Source organism: Paenibacillus sp. J22P169 (assembly GCF_059691995.1).
Genome location: NZ_JCAUAO010000002.1, coordinates 242,642 through 266,329 on the forward strand (window position 1 = coordinate 242,642; position 23,688 = coordinate 266,329).

A 23,688-nucleotide genomic window follows, 5' to 3' on the forward strand; every position below is an offset into this window, starting at 1 on the left:
AAATCGGCGGCTCATCGGTTATTGTTTTACTAATTCATATTAAACATATCGGAATTACCAAAATAACGTTGATGATGATGACAAAAGGAGGTCGTTGCTCTTGGAGGCGAAGCCAAGATTACCCGCACAGACGATGGCTGCAAAGCCAACATCGGTATCCCACCTGTGGGGCCGTCTGATCCGAAACTGGCAGTTATATGTACTGTTAGCCTTACCAATTCTTTACTTGATTCTGTTCAAGTACATTCCCATGTATGGTGTTCAGATCGCTTTCAAAAATTTCACCGCGACCAAAGGAATTTCAGGCAGTGATTGGGTAGGCTTCAAACACTTCATTCGGTTTTTCCATTCCTACGAGTTCACACGTTTACTAGCGAATACGCTCCTACTCAGCTTGTATTCACTGATTGCGGGCTTCCCGTTTCCGATCTTATTGGCGTTAAGCTTGAATTATGTGAAGTCCAAAAGATTTAAAAGCTTCGCGCAAATGGTGACTTATGCACCGCATTTTATATCCGTCGTCGTTATGGTGGGATTAATCGTAACCCTGCTGGATCCCAGAAATGGGCTGATCGGACACGGCATCCGCTGGGCAACTGGAGAAACCGTGAACATCATGGGCAAACCAGAATGGTTTAAATCCATCTATGTCTGGTCGGGTGTTTGGCAAAATGTCGGCTTCTCCTGCATCGTCTATTTGGCGGCGCTATCTGGCATTGATCCTTCGCTCCATGAAGCAGGGGTGATGGATGGCGCCAGTAAGCTGCGAAGAATATGGCATATTGATTTGCCGGGGATAATGCCCGTGGCCATCATCATGCTGATCTTGAATACGGGGCATGTTCTGGATGTAGGTTTCGAGAAGGTGCTGCTGCTGCAAAACCCGCTCAATTTACGGACTTCCGAAGTGATTGATACGTATGTGTATAAGGTTGGTCTTGCCTCTCAGTCGGTCAATTATTCATATTCTACAGCAATCGGTCTTTTCAAATCAGTCATTAACTTGGTTTTACTCATCACGATCAATCAAATTGCCCGTAAAACGAAACAGTCAAGCTTATGGTAAGGAGGAACAGCTCATGAAGGAAACAGCCATAAGAGAATCCAAAGGCGATGCGAGATTTACTTTGTTAAATCACATTTGCGTAGGATTGCTGATCATCACGATTCTATATCCATTGATTTATATCGTTAGCGCCTCATTTAGCAGCTACGCAGCCTTAGTATCGGGGAAAGTGTGGTTGTGGCCGATTGACCCGACTTTGGAAGGGTATAAGGCCGTTTTCAAATATAAAATGGTTTGGACGGGTTTCCGTAATTCCTTGTTCTACATGGTCATTGGAACTTTAATTAATGTTGCGTTTACGTTATTAGCCGCCTATCCGCTCTCCAGGAGGGATTTGGACGGTCGCAGTGTACTGATGTTCCTGTTCGTGTTCACGACGATGTTCTCCGGTGGTTTAATTCCCACTTATTTGCTGGTCAAAGATCTGGGAATCTTGAATACGCCGTGGGCGTTAATGCTGCCAGGGGCCATCAATATTTGGAATATGGTCGTCACGCGGACCTTCTTTCAAACGGCCATACCGGAAGAAATGCTGGAGGCCGCGAAAATGGACGGATGCAGTGACTTTCGTTTTCTATGGAAAATCGTGCTGCCATTATCTGGACCAATCATTGCGGTGATTTCGTTATTTTATGCAGTCGGCCATTGGAATCAGTATTTCAATGCGCTCATCTATATTAAGCAGCAAAGCTTGTTTCCCTTGCAGATTGTCTTGCGAGATATTTTAGTCCAAAACGAGGTTGACGTGTCGATGCTTCTTGACACAGATGACGCCGCTAGGAGGGAGGGGCTAAGGGAACTGCTCAAATACTCCTTAATTGTCATATCGACCGTTCCGATGCTGGTGATTTACCCGTTTGTTCAGAAGCATTTTGTTAAAGGTGTTATGGTTGGCTCCCTTAAGGGGTAACGATACAGATTTACAAACCATAAATAAAAGATGATAGGGGAAAAAACAATGCGTACATTAAAGAATGCTAAGAAATTGTGGTTGAGCGGGGCGATCGTCATGGTCGCTATGGCCGGTTGCTCGAGTAACGATAACGTTGCCGAAACCACAGCGACGACAGGTGCAGATCAGTCGTACATCGCAGAGCCACAAGGTGCCTTCCCAATTACGAAGGAAAAAACAACGCTTAAGGTCATGGTTAAGTCAAATGCGGCAGTAGAAGATTTTACGACCAATGAATTTACGAAATGGTACGAAGAGAAAACGAATGTGCATATCAATTGGGAAATTGTCCCGGAAAAATCGGCTCAGGAGAAGTTGAGTCTGATGCTCGCCAGCAAGGACTATCCGGATGTCATTATGGACTTAGGTGTGACGCCAGCGCAGCAAATGATGTACGGCAGCGAAGGTACGTTTCTTTCTTTGAATAAGTTAATTGAGAAGTATGGCGTGGAAACGAATAAGGTTTTTGCGGCGATTCCCCAGGTAAAAGACAGTATCACTGCTCCGGATGGCAATATTTATGCGCTGCCGCAAGTAGCGGAATGCTCGCATTGTGTTTTGAGTCAAAAGATGTGGATCAACCAGACTTGGCTGGATAAGCTGGGCTTAAAAATGCCCGAGACAACCGACGATTTCTATAAGGTGTTGAAAGCATTTAAGGAGCAAGATCCGAATGGAAATGGCAAAGCAGATGAAATACCGCTAGTGGGCTCCATCGGAGGTCAGAATACCAATATTGATGGATTCCTAATGAATAGTTTTATTATTAACAGTCCTTTTAACAATGCGGTTTCGATGATGATGACGAATGGCAAAATCGATACAGCTTTTAATAAGCCAGAGTGGAAGGAAGGGCTTGCATATTTACATAAACTGTATGCGGAGGGGCTGATCGCTCCCGAGTCCTTCACCCAAGATCTCGCTCAATTGAAAAAGCTTGGCGAAAATCCTGACAAAGCCATTGTCGGTGTTGTCCCAGCAACTTCCCTTGGTAACTTCACTAACATTGCCGGTAAAGTCACTAGATGGCTGGAGTACTCAGCAGTTCCACCTTTGAAGGGGCCGCAAGGACAGCGCCAGACACCTTACAATCCGTATGATGTGGCACGAAGTGGAAGCTATGTGATTACGAGTGCCAGCAAGCATCCGGATGTTGCATTCCGTTGGGCTGATGCGATGTACAGCGAAGAAGTTACGATGCGTAAAGGCTACGGTCGACCTGATCAGGAGTGGAGAGCAGCGAAAGAGGGAGAAATTGGCATCAACGGAAAGCCGGCAAAATGGTTTACAACGTTTGATATTGGCAGCCTGCAAAATGTAGCCTGGGCAACGACTGGGCCTCATTTCCGTACCAGTGATCTAAGAGACTTGCGAGCACTCACGCCGCCAAATAACGAAATTACGCTATTTAATGAAACGAAGAATAAATATGAGGCCTACAAACAAAATGCAGCAACCATTGTTCCGCCGCTTTATTTTACAAGTGATCAGCTTGGTGAACTGAACGATTTGTCGAAAACGATCAATGACTATTTAAAAGAAATGACAGCTCGGTTTATAACGGGTGACGTTAATTTGGATAAGGAATGGGAACCGTATTTGCAAAAGTTAAAAGCCATGAAGATTGAACGCTATGTGCAAATTTATCAAGAAGCGTATGATGCCAAAGCGAAAAAGAAATAAGCTGGAGGGGAACCATGAATAAGCCTAATATTTTATTGTTATTTCCTGACCAACACCGAGCTGACTGGCTGCCGTTTGAGCAGGAGGAATGGCAGCGGCTTGGCTTAGAATCGTTGCCACTGCGCATGCCCAATCTAAAAAAGTTGATGGAAAGTGGTATTCACTTTACCAATGCGATCACGCCATCACCGCTTTGCGCGCCGGCCCGGGCGAGTCTGGCATCCGGCTTGCGCTATCACCGCTGCGGTGTTGAGGGAAACCATAACGATTATCCGCTGAAGCAGAGGACATTTTATTCCGAATTAAAGGAACAAGGGTATAACGTCGGGGGTGTAGGGAAATTCGACCTGCATAAAGCGACGCATTGGTGGGGGCTTGACGGATGGATCGACGAGCTCGGCGAGTTAGGATTTACGCATGGCGTAGATAATGCTGGCAAAATCGATGCGATTGTTTCTGGACGTGAGGAACCGAAAGATCCGTATATGCAATTCATGTATGAACGCGGATTGGCGGATATCCATCTCAAGGATATGACCGGAAGAGGCAATAGCACAGTGCCGACGAATTTGCCAGACGATGCGTATTGCGATAATTGGCTGACGCAAAATGGCATTCGGCTGCTGCAGGAGTTTCAGCACGACCAGCCGTGGTTCTTACAGGTGAATTTTACGGGACCTCACAATCCATGGGATATTACTCACAGCATGAATGAACGCTGGAGGGATGTCCCGTTCCCTTCGGCGATTGGCTGCGAGCTCGATTCCGATGAAATAACGGCCATCCGCCAAAATTATGCAGCGATGCTGGAAAACATCGACCGCAACGTCGGTTTGCTGTTAGATGAAGTGGAAAAGCGTGGGGAGCTTGATCGTACGGTTATCATTTATGCTTCGGATCATGGTGAAATGCTTGGCGATTACAATAAATTCGGCAAAACACGCCCAGAACGGGCATCTGTTAATATTCCACTCGTAATCACAGGGCCGGGAATTCCGGTGTCGGCACAATCAGCTGCCCTTGTTGAGCTGCAGGATCTAACTAGCACAATCGTTGGATTGGCAGGTGGTACGATGGAAGAAGCGAAAGATTCAGCTTCTCTGCTGCCGATTTTGCGTGGGGAAACGTTCGTGCATAGGCAGTATCAAATTTCTGCGTTGAGTAAAATCAAGCATAATACAAGCGGTTGGACCACCATCTCGGATGGACAATATAAGCTCATTAGGACGGAGGATAACGGGAAATGGCTTTTCAATGTGACCACGGATCCTTGGGAAACGACCAATATAGCCGAGTCTGAGTTAGAAACGGTTGCCCGACTAGAAAACGCATTGCGAGAGGAAACGAGCAGACGCTAAGTCAAAAATTGTCACTGAAAAAGTTCCTTAACCACATCAAAAGGTACAGCCCACTCAAAAAAAATGAGGATGCTGTACCTTTCTTTCAGTTATTTAGGATATCAATCCGAGTAGGTGAGCCCAATTTATTGAATTCATTTAATCACCTTTAAGAAACCAAACCGTTGTAATTAGATCATCCTTTATTTCATACATTGCAACTGCTTCTAGAATAGCACCTTCTAATCTTCCAGTTATTTCTTCATGGTCAATTACATATTTCCCGTGAAATATTCTTTTATCAACAGTTGCTATCATATTAGGGTATGATTCGAACAGTTTTTGATAGCGCTCTCTCATGGCCGCTTGGCCTTCCATGGTAAGTGTATTAGGAAAATTATATATTTTAACATCTTCACTATAACATCCCATGAATAAGTCAATATTTTTATCGTTATATGCTTGTAATTGTCTTTGTACAACAGATTCTCTCATATTACTTTCCTCCATAAATAAAGATATTGTTAGTAGATAGTATATTAAAAATTGCCTCAAAGAGGAAGAGTGAGCTAAGACTAGATACATTCGTTTAAACAGAGTTCTATGTAGGGGAAACAGCAGAATAATTTGATTAAAAGGTAATTAGTTAATTAATAGCGAATACTTGTGCACAGTATTGAGAATCAGGGGGAGAGTGGTGCAAATGAACAATCTTATTGGGGATCGAATATATTTACGCGAATTTATGTCTTCTGACTGGCTTGATGTTCATGCGTATGCTTCGCAGGAAATTGTTTGCCGTTTCCAACCTTGGGGACCTAACACTGAAGATCAATCAGAAGCATTTGTAAATCAAATCTTAGTTGACACTAATGAAACAACTAGAACACGTTTTGTGTTTGCGATAGTTGAGAAAAGTACAGAAAAAATGATCGGTGCAGGAGAATTTAATATCAGATGTTTTACACATAAAAATGGCGAGATAGGCTATATAGTGCATCCTGATTATTGGGGCAAAGGAATCGCTACGGAAGTTGCTAAATTATTAGTGGATTTTGGCTTTAAGGAGTTTCAACTCCATCGAATTTATGCAACTTGTGACCCAAGAAATATAGGATCCTCTAAAGTACTTGCCAAAATAGGGATGACACAAGAGGGAAGATTGAGGGATGCACTGTTAATAAAAGACGGTTGGCGAGACTCACTGGTGTTCGGCATCCTAGCGGATGAATGGAAAATCATATAAGATGTCTTGTTTTCAAGGAGGTAAAAACATGGATTACACTTCACCGATTGAAGCGGCGTTAAAGGTGAAACGGTGGCCAAAAGATACCATAGCGGCGGGTCGTCGTCATTCCGTTGGTCTTAAATTGGACGGAACGGTGACGGCTGTGGGTGATAATAAATATGGCCAATGTGATATAAGCGGCTGGCACGATATTGTGGCGGTTGCGGTTGGTAATGTTCATATGGCGACGAACACGGGTAATGCTCATACAATCGGTCTTAAATCGGACGGAACGGTCGCGGCAGTGGGTTGGAATAAGCATGACCAGTGTGATGTAAACGACTGGCGCGATATTGTAGCTGTAGCGGCGGGTTGGCGTCGTACCGTCGGTCTTAAATCGGATGGCACGGTGGTGGCTGTGGGTCGAAATAATGAAGGCCAATGCAATGTGAGCGGCTGGCGTGATATGGTGGCGGTAGCGGCGGGTGACTGGCATTCCGTCGGGCTTAAATCAGACGGAACGGTGACGATTGTGGGTAATAATCGGTATGGCCAATGTAATGTAAGCGACTGGCGCGACTTAGTGGCGATAGCGGCGGGGTACCTTCATACCGTCGGTCTTAAATCGGACGGAACGGTGGCGGCTGTGGGTTTGAATAAGCATGACCAATGCGATGTAAGCGGCTGGCGCGGTATTGTGGCGATAGCGACGGGTAGTAATCATACAATCGGTCTTAAATCGAACGGAACGGTGGCAGCTGTAGGTAGGAATGAGCATGGACAATGCAATGTAAGTGGCTGGCGCGATATTGTGGCGGTAGCGGCGGGTTGCACTCATACTCTCGGCCTTAAATCGGACGGCACGGTGGTTGCTGTGGGTGATAATGAATATGGCCAATGCGATGTAAACGGCTGGCGTGGCATCGGAGAACGATAGTGAAGGAGCTTGCCGCAATGCAGCTTCTTTTTTTCATGGAATTAACGGGGAGGTTTCGCAACAATTCGTATTCCCAAAGCGTCTACATTAGGATAACAATAAATGGAAATAGGTGGAATGGATAATGCGCAAACTCAGCGTTTTCATAATGGTCTCCAGCATACTTATGGCAATTTACTTTATTGGTCTCACTGCCCAAATAACTAGTGGAGATCGAATTTGGTGGGGATTATCTAAGGATAGTGCGGAATATTTTTATTTACCATGTATTGTATTAGCATTCATTAGTCTAATTGTTTATTTAAAATCTAAAGATTAGCATTTCTCTCTATTCTTATAGACCTTAACGAACAGGAAACTATAGTTTAGTAATTGTAAGTGAAATTTTATGAAAGGGAGATGTGTATGAGGAATCAACAGCTTACAAATCTACTTAGACTGGGTAGCAAATTTAATCAAGAAAAACTCTCTTGGGCACAATCGCTAAAGACTGGTGATGAAGTGGCAATCGATATAACTGGTAAAGGGACTCAGTTCGAGATTGCAACAATTAAACTCGTAAATATGAATGAAATCCATCTTACAAATGGGATAGGTCTAAATTCAGATGGTAGTATTACGGGATCTCAGGGAGGCACGATAGTACCTCTTACTGAGGAAATACGAAAGTTTATTCATTCAAACAACATAAATGATAGGTGACTAAACTAACGAGGACGATAGCACAATATGAAAAAGGACGGAACATGATAAACAATAAAAAAATCCATATAATTGGATCAACTGGAAGTGGAAAAACATATTTAGCTAGAGAACTTTCGAATAGATTAAATATTCCTTACTATGAATTAGATAGTGTGATGTGGAGTGGCTCTGTCGAGTTTAGCGGGAAGAATCCGCCTGAAATAAGAGATAAATTACTGGAAGAAATTATAACTCAAGAACAGTGGATTGTAGAGGGTATTTATTACAAGTGGTTAGCTCGAAGTTTTGAAGAGGCAGATATCATTATTTTTTTAACTCCAAATCCATTAAAAAGAGCTATAAGAATTATAACCAGATTTATTAAACAGAGAACGGGATTTGAAAATTCAAATTACAAACAAACATTAAAAGGGTTAGTTGAAATGTTGAAATGGAATCACAAATTTGATAATGAAAATAAGAAGAAGATATATGAGTTCTTAGAGATACATAATAAGAAAATCATTGTAGCAAACAGCAATAAGATGCTACTACAAGCAGACTATTGGCGGCAGCTTTCTTAGCTAACAGGCAGGATAGTTCGAATCTCAGTACAAAACAAATACAATAATATTATCCCTTAATAAAGTTCGACTACCGCCATATTATGGATATAATTGGGCACCATTCATTGAATTCGGTAGAAATATAAGCGTAATCATCTTTCACTACGGCCAGCGTCTTTTTTTAATAAACAGATCATCCGAAGGAGCGATTCATCCATGACTGATTATACGGAAAGTAACCGCATGCATTGGAACGCTCGCACCGCCGTCAATGCCGCCAGATACGATATCGCGGGGTTCAAGGCAGGCAAATCCAACCTGACACCGATTGATCATGAGGAACTGCGCGATGTGGCGGGTAAGTCGTTGCTGCACCTCCAGTGTCACTTTGGTTTGGATACGCTCTCCTGGGCTCGTCTCGGTGCGCACGTTACTGGGGTAGATTTTTCCGAGGATGCGATTGCGCTCGCCGAGCGTTTGAGCCAGGAAACAGGGCTAGATGCGCGTTTTCTCTGCACGGACATCTACGAGCTGCCCCAGGTACTCGACGATACGTTCGATATCATCTTTACGTCAGGCGGTGTCTTGTGTTGGCTCTCCGATCTTGGTCGGTGGGCGAAGATCATCGCGCATTTCCTCAAACCAGGCGGCATCTTGTACCTACAGGAGGAGCATCCGTTTCTCAATGTCTTTGATGATACTGCCGATGTGACGGATTTGCACACACGCTACCCTTACTTTCACACGGAGCAACCACTTCGGATCGAGGGTCTCCTGCCATATTCTGATCCAGCGGCCAATCAGCGGAGCGTCGAGTATGCCTGGAGCTACAGTTTCAGCGATATCCTGAACGCTTTGATCGCTGCTGGCCTGCGCTTAGACTATCTCCATGAGTTCTCCCATGGTGGCAATCGACGATTCCCGTTCATGACGCAGAGCGAGGACGGACGGTGGCGATGGAACGACTCTGCCAACGATATTCCACTCACCTTCTCGCTGCAGGCCACAAAGGTTTGACGAGGGTATCAAGCGCTTCCTCCAGTTGTGCGATCAAGTAGCAGCCTTTCCTCTAAGGACCTTATTAAGCTAACGAAGAACGTGATTTCAATTAGAACATGTGAAGGCAGCGGAACCAAATGGATCTGCTGCCTTTTCTCAAGTAACGGGCAGTTTAGTGGAATATTGTACTAATAAAAGCTTTGTGAAAAATCAATGAAAATGGTAACTTTTTACTTTTTCGATTCGTCTAATTCGTTAGAATAAACAATGGGAGTGATGAGTTTTGAAAAAGTTTGTTTTAGGTCTAATTTGCGGAATTGGTTTAACAGCGACAACTGCCGTGTATGCCTCAGACACAATTCAAGCGTACTTGTTTCCTGCCAAGTTTGTATTTAATGGTGAAACCAAAGAGTTGGATACGACTGAATATGTTGTGTTAAATCATAACGGTCATGCATATGTACCTGTTCGTTTCGTGGCTGAAAATATGGGGAAAATCGTTAAATACGAAGATGAAACGAAAACCATTTTAATCGAAGATACTAATTTAAGTGAAAAGTTGACGTTAGATAAAGAATTTCTTACCTGTGCTTCCGAAGGTAAAATCAAAGGTATTGAGTTCGGAATAGGGGCAAATAAAAATGATGTTATTCAAAACTGGGGAGAACCACATCAAATTGGTTCCTGGCAAACCCAATTTTATAGATGGCATAGTTACTATTTCTTTTTTTGGAAACCTGATGAAAATGCTGGTGCGATTAGAGTTAGCGGAAATGTAATACCATATCGTTTAAATGAAGTTAGAGATATTATCGGGAAACCGCTCTCAGAAGGTGAAGATGTTGACGGCGGATGGGCTTATGTGTATCAAGCTGGTGAATATCAGGTTTTCTTTATTGCTGATTCAAAAGAGGGACAAATAAGTTATTTAACATTAAAGAAGAAATAGATGAATTGGACCGATACACCTTGATTACGTTTCATCATAAAACTAACGGATAACTATCGTTGAGGGGCTTGCTTCGCGGCAGTTCCTCTTTTGTTTATCAAAGTAACGGGAGGATAACGCAACGATTTCCACCCCATTTTCTTCTGATATAAGAGAGATCCGTAGATAGGAGTGTAAACTGTGAAGAAGATATTCCTCTCCTTGTTGTTATTACTATTACTTTGTGCGTGTCAAAATCAATTTAATACAGACCGTTGGTTAGATGATCCCGAGAAAAGAAATAGTATGGTGTATAATTTGTTAGATAAATACGAACTCAAAGGAAAAACGGAAAACGAAATTATTAGTTTATTAGGTAGACCTGAGCAAAAGGTTGATGAACCTGTTCTTCAGTATGTTTACTACTTGGGGAGAGCTGGTCTAGGGGTTGATGACAGTTTACTTAAACTGCAATTCGATCAAAATGGAAAATTAGAGAGCCATGAGGTAACCCATGATTAGTAGCTCCAATGTGGCTTCGCTAAACTAACGAGAAACGATAGCACAATGCCGGCATGCTGGCAGCCTGTTCAAGTAACGGGTAGGTAAATTACAAAAGGAAAATATTTACATGAGAACAAATGTGCTGTATTATGATGAGGGAATGTACTTCTATAAAAGGTGGTTTTTCAGTGAGTGAACAAGTTGTTGAACAGTTTGTTGACCGAATTGATGCAGTCTTTCTACCTGTGAAGAATCTTCAGGAATCGTTAGTGTGGTACCAAAACATGTTTGGGTTCGGTTTGCGTTGGAGCAATGAAAGAATGGCCGGACTAGCAATAGCCCCAAACTGTGGATTTCATTTAGTGCAAATCTCAGACTTTGTACCAATTAATAAATACACTCCATTCAATTTTGTTGTGAAGGATGTAGAACAAGTGAGGGCTAGACTCGAGAAAAATGGAGTGACGGTTTCAGAGGTAAGGAACGGTGAACCTAAACGGTTTGATCTTACTGATAATAACGGAAATATGATTAGCGTCATTGAAGTACATATAAATTGATTGAAAATACTTCAAATAGAGGTGGATAAATGGTTGAAGAAGTAAAGAGTCCAGTAAGAAGTGAAATTACCTCTGTTATTTTATGGTCTAGAGATTTAAAGAAATCAGTAGAGTTGTATAGTAAATTGATAAATTTTCCAATTGAAGAAAAGGATAATTTCGGGCATTTGCATCTATTCCATTTACCAAACGGAATGGAAATAATGATTGATTCAAACGGAATGGATAAAATTCCAATTCCACAGTCGGCTCCTCCTTTGTTTTTTATGCCTTCTGATGATATTGATGAAGCTGCAAAATTTGTACAAGAGCTTGGATTTGAAATTATTTATGGTGGAATACATAAGTCAAATCAAGTGTCGTTTTTCAATATGAGAGACCCCGATTTTAATGTTATTACGATTTGCCAGAAACATTAATTTTGATTTTTACTATAGCGGAATTACAATATTGCTCCACGATAACAGGCTACCGAAATATCGGTAGGATGCTTAGGGGGTTCTTATGCCTTTTCCATTCGACTGTATTAGCGATTTTATGTTTTTCGAAACGGAACTGGGTCAATCAGATGTTATTTTAATACCAGGCGCTAGCCATCCTCAACTAATGGAAAGGGCTTCAACGTTATATCATCAAGGCATCGCTCCATTTATACTACCTTCTGGTGGTGCCACCCCGCATGTAGAAACAACTGAATGGGAATATCTGAGAAATGTTGGGATGTCATTAGGAGTACCTTCGGAATCAATATTTAAGGAAGATAGAGCAACTAATACCTTTGAAAATGCTCGTTTATCACTGGAAGTATTACAACAACAAGGAATTCACGCAAGAAGGGTTGTTCTAGTCTGTAAAAATTATCACGCTCGAAGAGCACTTTTAACCTATCAATTTGTTTTTCCAAGAGAGACTGTTTTTTATGTAAGCCCAGTGATAGACAAAACAGGGACTTCAAAGGATAACTGGTTTAAAGATGAAGAGAAAATAAAGCACGTAATGAATGAGCTAGAAAAGGTAGGGAAATATTTTAGACCTGCTATACACCGAATTGGGATCGAATAGGCAGGATAGTTTAATCATACTTGCTTTACGGTATACTTAAAAAGCATAAGAGTGTGACAATTAAAACTTACGGATCTGAGGGATTAAGGTGTCGACATCAAGAAAATTAGTCTTCTTTATCGCCATGAGCCTAGACGGATTTATAGCCAGAGAAGATGGAAATCTAGACTGGATGTTCGCTGTAGAAGGCGAAGGCGACAATGGATTTTCGGCGTTTTACGATACTACGGACACGCTTCTGATGGGCAAAGCTACATACGATCATTTACTGACAATGGTAGAAAAGTATCCCCATGCGGACAGGAAAAGTTATGTGTTTTCGAGAACTGAGAGTCGTGAAGATTCAATCGTCACGTTCGTACAAGAAGATCCGACGACTTTTGTACAGCGACTGAAGAATTGTGAAGGTTCGGACATCTGGCTTGTCGGAGGCGCGGGATTGGCGGACGAGCTGATCAAGTCAAAACTCATCGACGAATGGATCGTTTCAATCGTTCCAATTGTATTGGGTAAAGGAATTCCTCTCTTTAAAACTGGCAACCCCGAGACAATACTGAGCTTAAAAGAAGTTACGCGCTTCGGGCAATTTGTGCAGCTGCATTATGTAACAAAATGACTTAATTGCAACTGCTGAACAAGTTCGCATGGACTAACTATAACTTATTAGAGAAGGATGGAGTGTAAAGATGAAACATTTTGCAGTATTTCTACCTATGCTCGATGTGCAGAAAAGTCAGGACTTCCGTCAGCAGCATCTCGATTATTTGGCACAACGTCGCAGTGAAGGAAAGATTTTTGCCAACGGACGATTTGTTGATGGTGCAGGGGGGCTCGTCATCTATATGGCCGAAACTGAGCAGGAAGTGCTCGGGATCGTAAAGCAAGATCCATACATAATTCATCAGGCAAGAGGGTACGAAATTCACGAGTGGGACATCGTGACTGATGCAGTTCTTTTAAATAAATAGAATCTAATGGGACAGACAAAAATGGGTCCGGAACGCCTCCGTTGTTTGGAAGTATTCCGGACTCATTATAGTATGAAAGGATTAATTAGCAGCTGCTTTAACCGCTTTCAAGTCCTTCAAGTTAATTGCAAAAAAAGCGATAGGCATAAAGAAGGAATAAATAAGGGCGAGCGGGAGAATGTGAGCAAAGTATCCGGTAGGTAAGGTAATTGCGCTAATAATGAAAAACACGGCTTGCCATCGTGATACTTTGCCGACGATCATCGAAAGGCCGTACAGAAAAAATCCGAGTCCGACTATACTGAAGGCGGCATATGCTCCATTAAGAAGAGGTTGTGGCAAATTATGATAATCCATGATTCCCGATTGGAATCGTTCAAGAACCGGGCCTGCGAATTGATGAGCCCAAGCATAGCTGGTAGACCAAACAAGGCCGACTGCTGTGATCATAAAACTGAATGTACCGAAGCGACCCAGGCTTTTCGACTGGGTTAAGTAAATGGAGATAAGACTAATGATCCATAGCGAGGCGAACGAAGTATTAACAACATCCAAGACTCTTGATTTCTCAACAAAAAAGTAAGCAAGCTGACCCAGAAAAGATAAAACCATTGTAATCGCACTGATGACTGAAAAAGTCTTGACCGCCTGATTTTCAAGCATTCTCTGACACCTCCGCTTAAAATTCCTTACTCCTTCTATGTGTATTAGTGGTTTTTCCGTTTATGTCGTATATACTTTATATTGAACATTTGTGGATGACATAGATATACAGTCTAGTAAACTTAGAAGTAACGGGCAGAAATGTTGAGTAATTAAAAAGATTAACTTAAGGTCATCGGATGAGTTATGATGTAAGTATTCTAAGCTATATGGAGTGGTTAGCAGCAAGTCATGAAGATAATGTTAGTTGAATTCAATACAAAAAGGAATCATGCAGGGGGCGAAGACTTGAATCGGAAATTCAATCATCAAAAATTCGTTGTTAGAAAACAGATCCTTTCTCTAGTTGGTGCAAAAATCGATATTTTCGACATTGATGAAAAGGCAATTCTGTTCTCGAAGATGAAAGCCTTCAAGCTGAAGGAAGACATCCGCATATACGGGGATGAAACAATGCAAGATGAGTTGTTAAGCATTCAAGCGCGAAGCGTCATTGATTTTTCCTCAATCTTCGACGTAGTTGATGTCGAAACCGGGCACAAGGTAGGTTCTTTGCGGCGCAAAGGGATGAAGTCGCTCTTCAAGGATGAATGGGTGATTTTGAGCCCAAGTGATTCGGAGATCGGATTGATTAAGGAAGATAACGCGCTGCTTGCTCTTTTGCGAAGATTCCTGACGAATTTGATTCCTCAGCATTACATCGTAGAGATGAACGGTACCAAGGTTGCGGAGTTCAAACAAAACTTCAACCCGTTCGTTCAAAAGTTAAACCTCGATTTCTCCGCTGACCACAACGACAAGCTTGATCGCCGTTTGGGCCTCGCCTCCGCGGTGCTGCTGATCGCTGTCGAGGGCAATCAGGGATAGAAACGTATTCGTTTTATAACAACGTCACCACGAGATGTGGTGACGTTGTTTTGTAATAATAAGTTCTCCCAATTACCTTATTAAACATGACAACTACAAATGGTGGAGGTCAAGAACATTGTCCCAATCACAACGGTTCATATAGCCCCATTAAGCTAAAGGGCAGTAAGGTTGAATAATAAAAACCGTGGAAGCCTTCCCTGTTATAGATTGGAAGGAATATGGAAACACAACAGCGAATAAAAAGAACTGTAAGTAACTGCATAAAAAGGAGGTTTTTATGGATTATGGATCATAAAAAAAATTTACTTTACGGAGTATTAGCTGGTGTAATTCTTCTATTTTTAAATAATTCGATTGCATTTCATACAATACAAAACCTTTTCGATAGCATGCCAATCGCTTATATTACAGTTAGATGCATACTCAATATTTTATCTTTTATTGGTATTTTAACGGTGGCTTTTTGCTCGATAGAATTGATAATAGAAGTACATAAATTCAGAAAGCAAAGATGACCTTTAATTTGTTCAACTAACGGGCAGGATTCTAAGTAAATTTAATCGGGGTGTCCAAGTGATAATGGCATTAATTGGAAGTGTTGTATTTTTATCAGTTGCTATTTTGTACATAATGTTAGCTATGGGTTTACCTTACGGAGAGTTTGCCATGGGCGGTAAGTATAAAGTAATGCCAAAACAAATGAGAGTTGCATGTGCAATTTCGGTATTAATTCAGTTGGTTGCAATCATCTTCATACTTCAAGCAGGGAATGTAATCTCGATAGATGCTTTAACAACCATTGCAAAAGGAGTATGTTATTTTTTTTCATTTTATTTAATAGTAAATACCATAATGAATGCTTTGTCCAAAAGTAAAAAGGAAAAGCTCGTTATGACACCATTATCTTTTCTCGCTGCAATTTGTTTCCTAATTACAGCGATGAATGGATAGATAACTCGTTGTATATTTAGCTAATGAGGAACTATAGCTCAATAAACATCAGGAGAAGGCTACCGACAGCAATGGATCGGTAGCCTTCTCAGCTAACGGGCAGATTACTTCAACGGGTTATGTTAAAATGTGGAAGATTAGTATACCCAAAGGTGTAGGTAGCGGAGCATCAGAAGTTCTCAGAACCGATTAATTTCAGCTTGCGGTACGTTCGGGGGGATTGACTGAATGCTTTCTTAAAAACGAGAGTATTTAAGAGCAAAGCGTTTCTCCATAGAGGGAGTTTAGCGTGGTGTTTGATATGTTTTATGATCACCTCTAGATGAAGCTGGAAGTGGAAGGGTCAGTTCAAGAAGATAATCCTTTCCCTAATTCATGTGTATATTCATTTAGGCATGGAAAGCCAGGGATCAGTATGGAATGATGAAGGAACGATCCTCTACAGTTCTGAGCATGGATGACAGATGATAATTATGCTTCTTGAAAAATTTATAAAAGAAAAAAAGCTCAAGCACCAAGATCGTGAATTGGAACTCAAGTGACATAAACATTACGATGATTCGTCTCATAAATTGATAACTTTGATTGTGTTATCCTGCCCGTCCCTCAGAGAAGGCAGCCGATCTAATCTGGCTGCCTTCTCTTGTTGTTCATTGCGCTCTAATTTCTTGGAGCACCTCCAGAACATACTCCTATTGGGCTCGATGGATGGCTATGCATACATAAAACAGTGCAAACGTTAAAATAAGCGAACTCAAACGTAGCGTTTGATTCGCTTATTTGCATGCTCGTTTATTCCGAACCCGGAGCCATCTTTACAATGATTGCTTTATTACAAGAAATGGCGCGGAAAAGAAACCAGCCCTGGACCCCTGGTGGATTTTTTGTTCTATCCTGTACTTTTACAATTTATTAAGCTAACGGGCAGGTTAACGCAACAATTAAATAAAAAAGATATCAATAAAAGGAGCATTCTGCGCGGAAACTGCTCCTTTTCACATATTGCTGATGGTATACCCCTGAGGTATCACCATTTTTACCCCAATCGCTTCATTTCTTCGGGCGAAGGATAGCTATTAACGCAACCGCAGTTATTGCAGTACCCGCAGCGAAGTATAGGATTGCTATTCCTGCAACCGCTTGACCACTGATGAGTGAGAACAACCATGGAGACTCTCCTCTTACGGCGGCAGGCTGCAGGACCCGGTCGACTAGCGGACCCAAAGCAAAGAATGATAACACCGAGGAAGTCATGTTAATTTGGTTCAGGAAGGCGAATACTCTTCCTTGTATTGCAGCGGGCACAAACGTTTGAAAGTGGGAGCTTAACATAGCGTTGCCAACCGGCAGCGGTATCATTAGCAACAATAACGCGATTCCAAGCCAAATTGGGCCCCTGACCGTTGCGATTACGATAAACATAAGTCCTGTCAAAATGTAACCTACTGACATTACCTTAATCCGGTCTCGGAAGTGTCCTATCCATGCTACGATTAGAGCTCCTAGAAATGCGCCGGCATTCATACATAGGAGCACAAATGGAGTTCCCCAACCCACTTCCTCCGAAGACCCGGCGGACACGTAAGGAACAACCATTTCAAGCGTGCCGTTCAACAGGAAATTGATTATGCCAACATATACGGCTAGGCCTATTAATCGATACCGAAACATAAACCTAATTCCGCCTAAGATGTCACGAGAAGCCCCTTGTTCTTGATGTAGGATTCGCTCTATCTTCGCCTCATCTGGCAAACACACCGACAGCAAGAAGATCGCCGACGCGACAAAAGTAATTCCGTCCACGATTACAATGCCTGTTATTCCTAGCGGTTCATAGAGAAGGCTTATGCATGCAGGGGCAATGATTCCCGCAAGCGGAAATATCATTTCTCTTATGCCGTTAACCCGATCCCGCTGGTTCTCATTTGTCAGCATGGTGGTGACCGTTTGCAAGGCAGGACTCTGGAACATGGTACATGTCCCCTGAAGGAAGACAATCACAAACAATAGCGGCAGACTAAAAAAGCCAAACCCAAAGCTCATCACTAACAATGCGCTGCCTATTGCTTGCCCTGCATCGCTTAGTAATAACACGATACGTTTCAGGAACCGGTCTACCCATATTCCTGCAATACTTCCGGCGAGCATTGCCGGAAGTTCGTTAAATAATGCAATCCATAAAATCGGCGTTGTTTGATGCGTCGAATGATAGAGCCAAATACCAATCGACATGGAGGTCATTCGAGTGCCGAGTAGAGATAAGCCCTCCATGATCATCAACAAATAAAGAATGCTCAATCCGCTCTTATTTATAGGTTTCAATGGGAATCCTCCGGATAAAAATTCATCTGCTTCTTGCTGTCGTCTCTTCTAACCGACGTCGTATAGACAAAAGCACACCAAAAAAACCTGCCGTTACGGGCAAATTTTCTCATACCGTGTACGAACGCTATACAAGTTACTTCGGCTTAGTTGAGAGTGATGAGCAACATGCTGCAGATTCTCCTTTTTATCCCGATTCTTACAAACTCATAGTACCACCAAGGATTTGTCCTTGTGAATAGATTTAGAAAAAAATCCACAACCTCAAGCGGTTGTGAATTTACATGGTGGAGGTGAACCATATCATATATAAATCATTGCGCTAGCGAAGAACGTTACTTCAATAAACTGAAAAATGAGGATGCCACCGCAAAATGAGTGGCATCCTCATTAAGCTATAGGGCAGAATAGCTGAATAAATATCAAAAAAGGCTGCTGACACCAAGATTTCAGTGCCTTCTCAACTAAACGTGCAGTAACGAATGAACTTAAACACTTTCAACGAGAGAGGTAAAAGTTGTTGACAGAATACCCAATCGGATAAAAACCATGCTCATACCATGAATCATAAGAGTTTAAGGAGAGTGTCACGAAATGAAAATCACTCGAAAAATTTGTGGAAAATGCCCCATTCCCGTTAATCTGACATTAAAACAACGTCTCACCCAGCAAATCGGATTTGGTTCAGATCCTGTTTTTACAACTACAAATGGAAGGTCAATTAACGGAGTCATTCGAAAAGTGGGAAACAAAGCCTTTGTACTAAGGGAACTGGATACTAATCGGCTAAGGATAATTCCGTTCACAAGATTGGCTGATTACAGATTTGAAATAACAACAGGAGTTCCGCCGATAAAAAATGTCGCTGTTATTCATGCGATCCAAGCAAGTTTTGTTGCTTTTAATGTAAAAAAGGGGAAAGACTATGTTGAATTTGTTCAAATAATAGCTGAGCATCCACAACAAGTAATTACCATTTTTAATCACATTATCCCAATAAGTCAAATTGTAAGCCTCGAATGCTTACGATTGAAAAGGCGATAACTATGGACAAAAAAACACTTATTTTATATAGTTTGTTATAGTCTTATTACATGCGAAGTGATTGTTAAGGAACACATTGTGGTACATTATGCTATCGGATAACGTTAGTTCAATAACAACAAGAGAAGGCAGCCGACCTAGGGGTCGGTTGCCTTTTCTCAACTAACGGGCAGTTCCGCGGAATATTTAATCCCTATTTTCTTCCCTTATCTGACGCACCACAGTTTTAACATTTGATTCTCAATGACTCTGTGGGCAACTGTCCATACCAACAATATATTTCCATAGTAGATTAGTCTAGCCGAAGAGGAGGATGAGAAGGATGTCATCACGATGATCGTGAAGGGGATATTGGATGTAAGTGTAAGCCGCAACGGCAACAATATTATGAATCTGTTAACTGACTGTGGCGGTTGTCCGTTACCTCCATTAGCTATTTCTTCCGGACCAGTAACAATGAGGAGAAGAAATACGATTGTCAATGTCGAGCTTGAGAGAGAGTAGGTGGGGAATGTATTGAACAAATTCTTACTGTCAGATGCAATGTTGCAGCTGCAGATCAATCTGGAAAGTAAGAGAACATCCGCCATTTGGTTAAAATAAAGTTGTAATCTGGTGAACACATGAGTGTGATTTCGTGTGTCTTTTGAGAAGTTCCATCAGTTCGAACGACGGTGTATGGTAGCCCCACTACAGCTACAGATTATTATTAATTATCATAAACCTACTATTACGACAACCTTACGATCCCTGTTACTCAGGACGTACAAACGATTGGTTCGGGCATTCAAAACACCGTTAAAAGGTTCGACTCCCGTACGTATACGTGTAAGAATCGTGTTATCCGCCCCATTTATCACGATAACATTGCCGCCAAATTCCGGAACATATACAAGGTTTCTTATAGGGTCAACATTGATAACAGCTGGAGATTCGCCAGTGCGTACCGTCTGGATTATCCGATTTGTTCGCAAATTTACTGCACTTACCGTGCCACCATCAGGATCTGCAGAATACAGTCGATTTGTTCGCTCATTTAAAGCGGGATCAATGATTTCATGGAGAGTAGGGGGGGATATTACGGTTATGAGTCTGTTGGTGTTTCCATTAACTACAATAATATCAGCGTCTTTAACGACATAAATTCGATTTGTCCTAGTATTGATTAAAACTACGAAAGCTGGCCCCGTTTGAGGATTTGCGATTATCAGATTGCTCTTTCCATCTATGACGGCCAAGTTCCCTGTATTCGCAAACACGACATAAATCCGATTCGTTAAAGGATTCACAGCAACACTTATCGGTTGAATTCCGACCAATGGTATTTTAGACATAATTTTGTTGGTTTCGCCGTCGATAACAACTAATGTGTTACTACTACGATTGATTACATAGATTCGGTTGGTGGACGGATTTACAGCTATATTTCCCACACTGGATGAAAGCTTGATCGTCTTTACGATCCTATTTGTGATACTGTTAATGACGGAAACGGTTCCACTTATTGTATTGGATACATAAAATCGGTTGGTACGAGGATTTACCGCAGCGTGAAACGGGTTGTTGCCAACACTTATGGTGCGAATTATTCTATTCGTATCACCATTTATTACAGTGACGGTATTACTTCCGGTGTTAAGTACATAAATTCGGTTAAGGGGCTCATTAAGATAGATTTTGGAGGGGTTTCTTTCAACTGGTATAGTCCTGATGACACGATTCCTCAATGATAATCGAGTAATGGAACGCTTAGTCCTCATATTTCTTCTAATACCTCCATATATTAAGAATCCTATACTATATGCTCAGGATAAAAGTAATGTTTATTATTTTTAGATGTACGTATGTTCAGTCGTAAAGTCGTAACGAAGAAAAACCTAAGGCTAAGCCAACAGGTCTTATTAAACTCACGTGAGTTCCGTTTAATAAATGGCATTGAATTAATGGGTAGTTTTAGGCACTTGAGCATTAAGCTAACGGGAAACGATAGTTAAACATCTGAAGGGCTGCCGTCGTGGCAGCCCTTCACTCCGCTAACGGGCAGATTACGTGACAAAGGTGTTTAATTTATTATTAAAACAGTGCAAAGGTCGTCCTATCTATACATTGTGGGGAACTAGGAGTGATTTCAATGTATTTAAAAGAATTTGAATTAGATCTACCCTATGCTTCAGATAACGAGAAAATCATAAAGATAATGGAAGAGAAAGGCATTGCCTTTGTTGGGAAGGATAAAGATACTCCAATTGAATGGAAATGGGTTAGGCGTGAATTTGTACTTGAAACAAGATGTATATCAGCTATGTTTGACAGGCTATTTTGCAAATATAAAACAGATGGATGTCGTAAAATCCTTGTTGAATGTGTGGACATAATAAAAGATGAAAGAGTGCTAAATTTCTCTGGCATTCTTGTGGTGCAAATGAAGTTTAATTTTCTAGACTTTATCTCGCTCACGGATTCTGAGAAAAAGTGTACTTCATTACGTATGCTAAAAGAAGGTGTAGAGAAAATAGCTGCAATAAAAGGGTGGGATTTTACCCCTTTTGAATCTGTATTCACAAAAATAATTGAACTAAATTATGTTAATGAATGGGTGTGGAGTAAACCAGTAAAAAGCCCCAGTAGACAGTACAATGCGGAAATTCTTTGTCAGCATGAAGTAAAGAGCATGAATGTATTTATCATAATAAAAAATAAGAAAGGTGAGGTTCTTAGGAAAAGTTTATTAATTTCCGAGCAACCTCATGAATTTGCATATGCCAAACATCTTGGAGAAATCGTATGGCTCTCCGAAGAAGTTGTTACTTTAGTCAATAAACAGAACGATAAAAAATGGGAATTAGATCTTGCAAAAACTACAATTAAATAAATAAAATTTCAACTAGACGAAACTATATGAGGGAATAACATGGTAGACACTAAACTAACGCAGAACGATAGTTCAGTAAAACAGGGGCAGTCTAGGACTTTATCTTCACGTCCAAGGCTGCTCTGTTTCTTTTATTGGGGTTAGTCTAAAACTTATTTTACTAAGGATGTCGATTTTGTAATTATAAAAACCGCGTGGGATCAGCCCCCCCAGTCTACAACTATATTTTCAACTAACAGCGGTGTGTATTTTTATAATGAATGAACCCTATCTTGAGCAATTCGGATATCAAACGAGAATTATCAATCATGAAGGGCACGACAATTGTGAGACTATTGCCTAGCAGATTATCTCATAGAGTGATCTTGTTTGCCGACAGTAAAAATACATCATGATTTGTAAAGATAAATCATTAATATTATTTTGTATAAGCGCTACAATGAATGCAAGGAATCCTACAAGCGAAGAAAAAGAAAGCGCATTCTCGATGCGTTGTCACAGAAAAAAGGAGAAAGCAGGAGATAAGTATGAGTGTAGTTAATGGAAAAGTAGGAGTAAGCATCGTTGGTCAGCGAAAGAAAGTAGGCCTACTTCCAAAATTGATGAAGCAGAAGTTTCTATTTTTGTTGTTAATGCCTGGAATGATATACTTTTTAGTTTTTAAATATGGTCCAATGTACGGGATTCTTATTGCTTTCAAAGATTATAGCGTGCAAGATGGAGTATTTGGCAGTCCTTGGGTAGGCTTCAAGTATTTCCGCGAGATGTTCGAAATGAAATATTTTTGGACTGTTACGGCGAATACATTGAAAATCAGCATATTGAAGATTGCCATAGGTTTTCCTGCTCCCATCATTTTTGCAATATTGCTGAATGAACTCATTAGCAATAAATTCAGACGAATTGTGCAAACGATTTCATATCTGCCGCATTTTCTTTCGTGGATCATTGTAGCCGGCCTAATCTTTCAACTCGTATCGCCTAGCTATGGTTTGTATGGTTTAATCTGCGAAATCTTAGGTTGGCAGCCTCGTATTTTATTAGGTAATGGTGACTCGTTCCTTCAAATATTATTAATTTCTAACGTGTGGAAAGAAATCGGATATGGCAGCATCATTTATTTAGCTGCAATTGCCGGGATCAATTCGGACATGTACGAATCGGCTGTCATTGATGGCGCTGGCCGGTTCAAACAGTGTCTGTATATAACGATTCCAAGTATTTTGCCTACCATAGGTATGCTCTTTGTCTTAGGGCTTGGTGGAATTCTCGACGGTGGATTCGACCAAATCTTTAACCTTTACAATTCCATGGTCATGCCAACTGCGGATATCATCGATACCTTTGTTTATCGAGTAGGCTTGGTCGACATGCAATATAGTTTTTCAACAGCCGTTGGAATCGCAAAAAGCGTGATTGCGCTCATCCTTGTATTGTTTTCCAATTGGCTTGTGGGCAAGCTTTCAAACTATACAGTCTTCTAACAACAGAA

Annotated in this window: 27 protein-coding genes; 23 read left to right on the top strand and 4 right to left on the bottom strand. The window is 41.3% G+C overall.

Annotated elements, in window-relative coordinates; translation table 11 throughout:
- The first annotated feature begins 133 nt into the window (after positions 1 to 133).
- Genes AC58QG_RS15500 through AC58QG_RS15515 form a run of 4 tightly spaced genes read left to right on the top strand, consistent with a single transcriptional unit; the run spans position 134 to position 5,059 of the window.
- Positions 134 to 1,066: an ABC transporter permease gene (locus tag AC58QG_RS15500; RefSeq protein ID WP_497363456.1), complete on the top strand. Its 933-nt coding sequence runs from the start codon at positions 134 to 136 to the stop codon at positions 1,064 to 1,066.
- 13 nt (positions 1,067 to 1,079) lie between these two features.
- Entirely contained in the window at positions 1,080 to 1,976 is an 897-nt protein-coding gene (locus AC58QG_RS15505) for a carbohydrate ABC transporter permease (protein ID WP_497363020.1), read from the top strand.
- Positions 1,977 to 2,024: 48 nt separating this feature from the next.
- On the top strand, positions 2,025 to 3,701 hold the full coding sequence (locus AC58QG_RS15510) for an ABC transporter substrate-binding protein (protein WP_497363021.1): 1,677 nt from the start codon (positions 2,025 to 2,027) through the stop codon (positions 3,699 to 3,701).
- A 14-nt stretch (positions 3,702 to 3,715) separates the two neighbouring features.
- The gene (locus AC58QG_RS15515) at positions 3,716 to 5,059 is read left to right on the top strand and encodes a sulfatase family protein (RefSeq protein ID WP_497363022.1); all 1,344 of its coding nucleotides are present in this window, start codon (positions 3,716 to 3,718) and stop codon (positions 5,057 to 5,059) included.
- A 138-nt stretch (positions 5,060 to 5,197) separates the two neighbouring features.
- Here AC58QG_RS15515 and AC58QG_RS15520 read toward each other — a convergent pair whose 3' ends face one another.
- A complete protein-coding gene (locus tag AC58QG_RS15520) occupies positions 5,198 to 5,533 on the bottom strand; it encodes a nuclear transport factor 2 family protein (protein ID WP_497363023.1) in 336 nt (111 codons plus the stop codon).
- Between the two features lie 208 nt (positions 5,534 to 5,741).
- Between AC58QG_RS15520 and AC58QG_RS15525 the strand changes: the two genes are divergently transcribed.
- The 12 genes from AC58QG_RS15525 to AC58QG_RS15580 all read left to right on the top strand — a co-directional run bounded on the left by AC58QG_RS15525 (position 5,742) and on the right by AC58QG_RS15580 (position 13,474).
- Positions 5,742 to 6,284 (top strand): GNAT family N-acetyltransferase, encoded by a 543-nt coding sequence (locus tag AC58QG_RS15525; protein ID WP_497363024.1) that lies wholly within the window; start codon positions 5,742 to 5,744, stop codon positions 6,282 to 6,284.
- A gap of 28 nt (positions 6,285 to 6,312) precedes the next feature.
- Positions 6,313 to 7,203, top strand: coding sequence for an RCC1 domain-containing protein (locus tag AC58QG_RS15530; RefSeq protein ID WP_497363025.1), 891 nt, complete (start codon positions 6,313 to 6,315; stop codon positions 7,201 to 7,203).
- A 405-nt stretch (positions 7,204 to 7,608) separates the two neighbouring features.
- Positions 7,609 to 7,905 (top strand): hypothetical protein, encoded by a 297-nt coding sequence (locus AC58QG_RS15535; protein WP_497363026.1) that lies wholly within the window; start codon positions 7,609 to 7,611, stop codon positions 7,903 to 7,905.
- Complete coding sequence (locus AC58QG_RS15540; RefSeq protein ID WP_497363027.1) at positions 7,902 to 8,471, top strand: AAA family ATPase; 570 nt, start codon at positions 7,902 to 7,904, stop codon at positions 8,469 to 8,471. Before AC58QG_RS15535 ends, AC58QG_RS15540 begins: the two co-directional genes overlap by 4 nt.
- A 198-nt stretch (positions 8,472 to 8,669) precedes the next feature.
- Complete coding sequence (locus AC58QG_RS15545; protein ID WP_497363028.1) at positions 8,670 to 9,470, top strand: class I SAM-dependent methyltransferase; 801 nt, start codon at positions 8,670 to 8,672, stop codon at positions 9,468 to 9,470.
- Positions 9,471 to 9,735: 265 nt separating this feature from the next.
- Positions 9,736 to 10,401: a DUF4309 domain-containing protein gene (locus AC58QG_RS15550; RefSeq protein WP_497363029.1), complete on the top strand. Its 666-nt coding sequence runs from the start codon at positions 9,736 to 9,738 to the stop codon at positions 10,399 to 10,401.
- Positions 10,402 to 10,581: 180 nt separating this feature from the next.
- Positions 10,582 to 10,902 (top strand): hypothetical protein, encoded by a 321-nt coding sequence (locus AC58QG_RS15555; RefSeq protein WP_497363030.1) that lies wholly within the window; start codon positions 10,582 to 10,584, stop codon positions 10,900 to 10,902.
- Between the two features lie 170 nt (positions 10,903 to 11,072).
- Positions 11,073 to 11,444 carry a VOC family protein gene (locus tag AC58QG_RS15560; RefSeq protein WP_497363031.1) on the top strand — a complete coding sequence of 124 codons (372 nt, stop codon included), beginning with the start codon at positions 11,073 to 11,075 and terminating at the stop codon, positions 11,442 to 11,444.
- A 29-nt stretch (positions 11,445 to 11,473) separates the two neighbouring features.
- A complete protein-coding gene (locus AC58QG_RS15565) occupies positions 11,474 to 11,863 on the top strand; it encodes a VOC family protein (RefSeq protein ID WP_497363032.1) in 390 nt (129 codons plus the stop codon).
- 85 nt (positions 11,864 to 11,948) lie between these two features.
- On the top strand, positions 11,949 to 12,506 hold the full coding sequence (locus AC58QG_RS15570; RefSeq protein ID WP_497363033.1) for a YdcF family protein: 558 nt from the start codon (positions 11,949 to 11,951) through the stop codon (positions 12,504 to 12,506).
- An 88-nt stretch (positions 12,507 to 12,594) separates the two neighbouring features.
- Complete coding sequence (locus AC58QG_RS15575; RefSeq protein ID WP_497363034.1) at positions 12,595 to 13,122, top strand: dihydrofolate reductase family protein; 528 nt, start codon at positions 12,595 to 12,597, stop codon at positions 13,120 to 13,122.
- Between the two features lie 70 nt (positions 13,123 to 13,192).
- Complete coding sequence (locus tag AC58QG_RS15580) at positions 13,193 to 13,474, top strand: YciI family protein (RefSeq protein ID WP_497363035.1); 282 nt, start codon at positions 13,193 to 13,195, stop codon at positions 13,472 to 13,474.
- Between the two features lie 81 nt (positions 13,475 to 13,555).
- On the opposite strand, the gene AC58QG_RS15585 is transcribed toward AC58QG_RS15580, so the two are convergent.
- Positions 13,556 to 14,137, bottom strand: a complete 582-nt coding sequence (locus AC58QG_RS15585) for a hypothetical protein (protein WP_497363036.1) — start codon at positions 14,135 to 14,137, stop codon at positions 13,556 to 13,558.
- A 288-nt stretch (positions 14,138 to 14,425) separates the two neighbouring features.
- Here AC58QG_RS15585 and AC58QG_RS15590 point away from each other — a divergent pair, with 288 nt between their 5' ends.
- From AC58QG_RS15590 to AC58QG_RS15600, 3 genes are all read left to right on the top strand, one after another.
- Positions 14,426 to 15,004 (top strand): LURP-one-related family protein, encoded by a 579-nt coding sequence (locus AC58QG_RS15590; RefSeq protein ID WP_497363037.1) that lies wholly within the window; start codon positions 14,426 to 14,428, stop codon positions 15,002 to 15,004.
- 287 nt (positions 15,005 to 15,291) lie between these two features.
- Positions 15,292 to 15,522 carry a hypothetical protein gene (locus tag AC58QG_RS15595; RefSeq protein WP_497363038.1) on the top strand — a complete coding sequence of 77 codons (231 nt, stop codon included), beginning with the start codon at positions 15,292 to 15,294 and terminating at the stop codon, positions 15,520 to 15,522.
- 64 nt (positions 15,523 to 15,586) lie between these two features.
- On the top strand, positions 15,587 to 15,958 hold the full coding sequence (locus AC58QG_RS15600; protein WP_497363039.1) for a hypothetical protein: 372 nt from the start codon (positions 15,587 to 15,589) through the stop codon (positions 15,956 to 15,958).
- A 1,050-nt stretch (positions 15,959 to 17,008) separates the two neighbouring features.
- Here AC58QG_RS15600 and AC58QG_RS15605 read toward each other — a convergent pair.
- Complete coding sequence (locus AC58QG_RS15605) at positions 17,009 to 18,280, bottom strand: MFS transporter (RefSeq protein ID WP_497363040.1); 1,272 nt, start codon at positions 18,278 to 18,280, stop codon at positions 17,009 to 17,011.
- Positions 18,281 to 18,874: 594 nt separating this feature from the next.
- Between AC58QG_RS15605 and AC58QG_RS15610 the strand changes: the two genes are divergently transcribed.
- Together AC58QG_RS15610 and AC58QG_RS15615 are read left to right on the top strand one after the other, a co-directional pair.
- Positions 18,875 to 19,324, top strand: a complete 450-nt coding sequence (locus AC58QG_RS15610; RefSeq protein WP_497363041.1) for a hypothetical protein — start codon at positions 18,875 to 18,877, stop codon at positions 19,322 to 19,324.
- A gap of 333 nt (positions 19,325 to 19,657) precedes the next feature.
- Positions 19,658 to 19,828 (top strand): hypothetical protein, encoded by a 171-nt coding sequence (locus tag AC58QG_RS15615; RefSeq protein ID WP_497363043.1) that lies wholly within the window; start codon positions 19,658 to 19,660, stop codon positions 19,826 to 19,828.
- Positions 19,829 to 20,040: 212 nt separating this feature from the next.
- Here the strand turns inward: AC58QG_RS15615 and AC58QG_RS15620 are convergent, their stop codons facing one another.
- On the bottom strand, positions 20,041 to 21,084 hold the full coding sequence (locus AC58QG_RS15620) for a YncE family protein (RefSeq protein ID WP_497363044.1): 1,044 nt from the start codon (positions 21,082 to 21,084) through the stop codon (positions 20,041 to 20,043).
- Between the two features lie 371 nt (positions 21,085 to 21,455).
- On the opposite strand from AC58QG_RS15620, the gene AC58QG_RS15625 reads away from it, so the two are divergent.
- Both AC58QG_RS15625 and AC58QG_RS15630 read left to right on the top strand, forming a co-directional pair.
- Positions 21,456 to 22,196, top strand: a complete 741-nt coding sequence (locus tag AC58QG_RS15625; RefSeq protein WP_497363045.1) for a hypothetical protein — start codon at positions 21,456 to 21,458, stop codon at positions 22,194 to 22,196.
- 527 nt (positions 22,197 to 22,723) lie between these two features.
- Positions 22,724 to 23,680 carry an ABC transporter permease gene (locus AC58QG_RS15630; protein ID WP_497363046.1) on the top strand — a complete coding sequence of 319 codons (957 nt, stop codon included), beginning with the start codon at positions 22,724 to 22,726 and terminating at the stop codon, positions 23,678 to 23,680.
- Positions 23,681 to 23,688 lie beyond the last annotated feature (8 nt).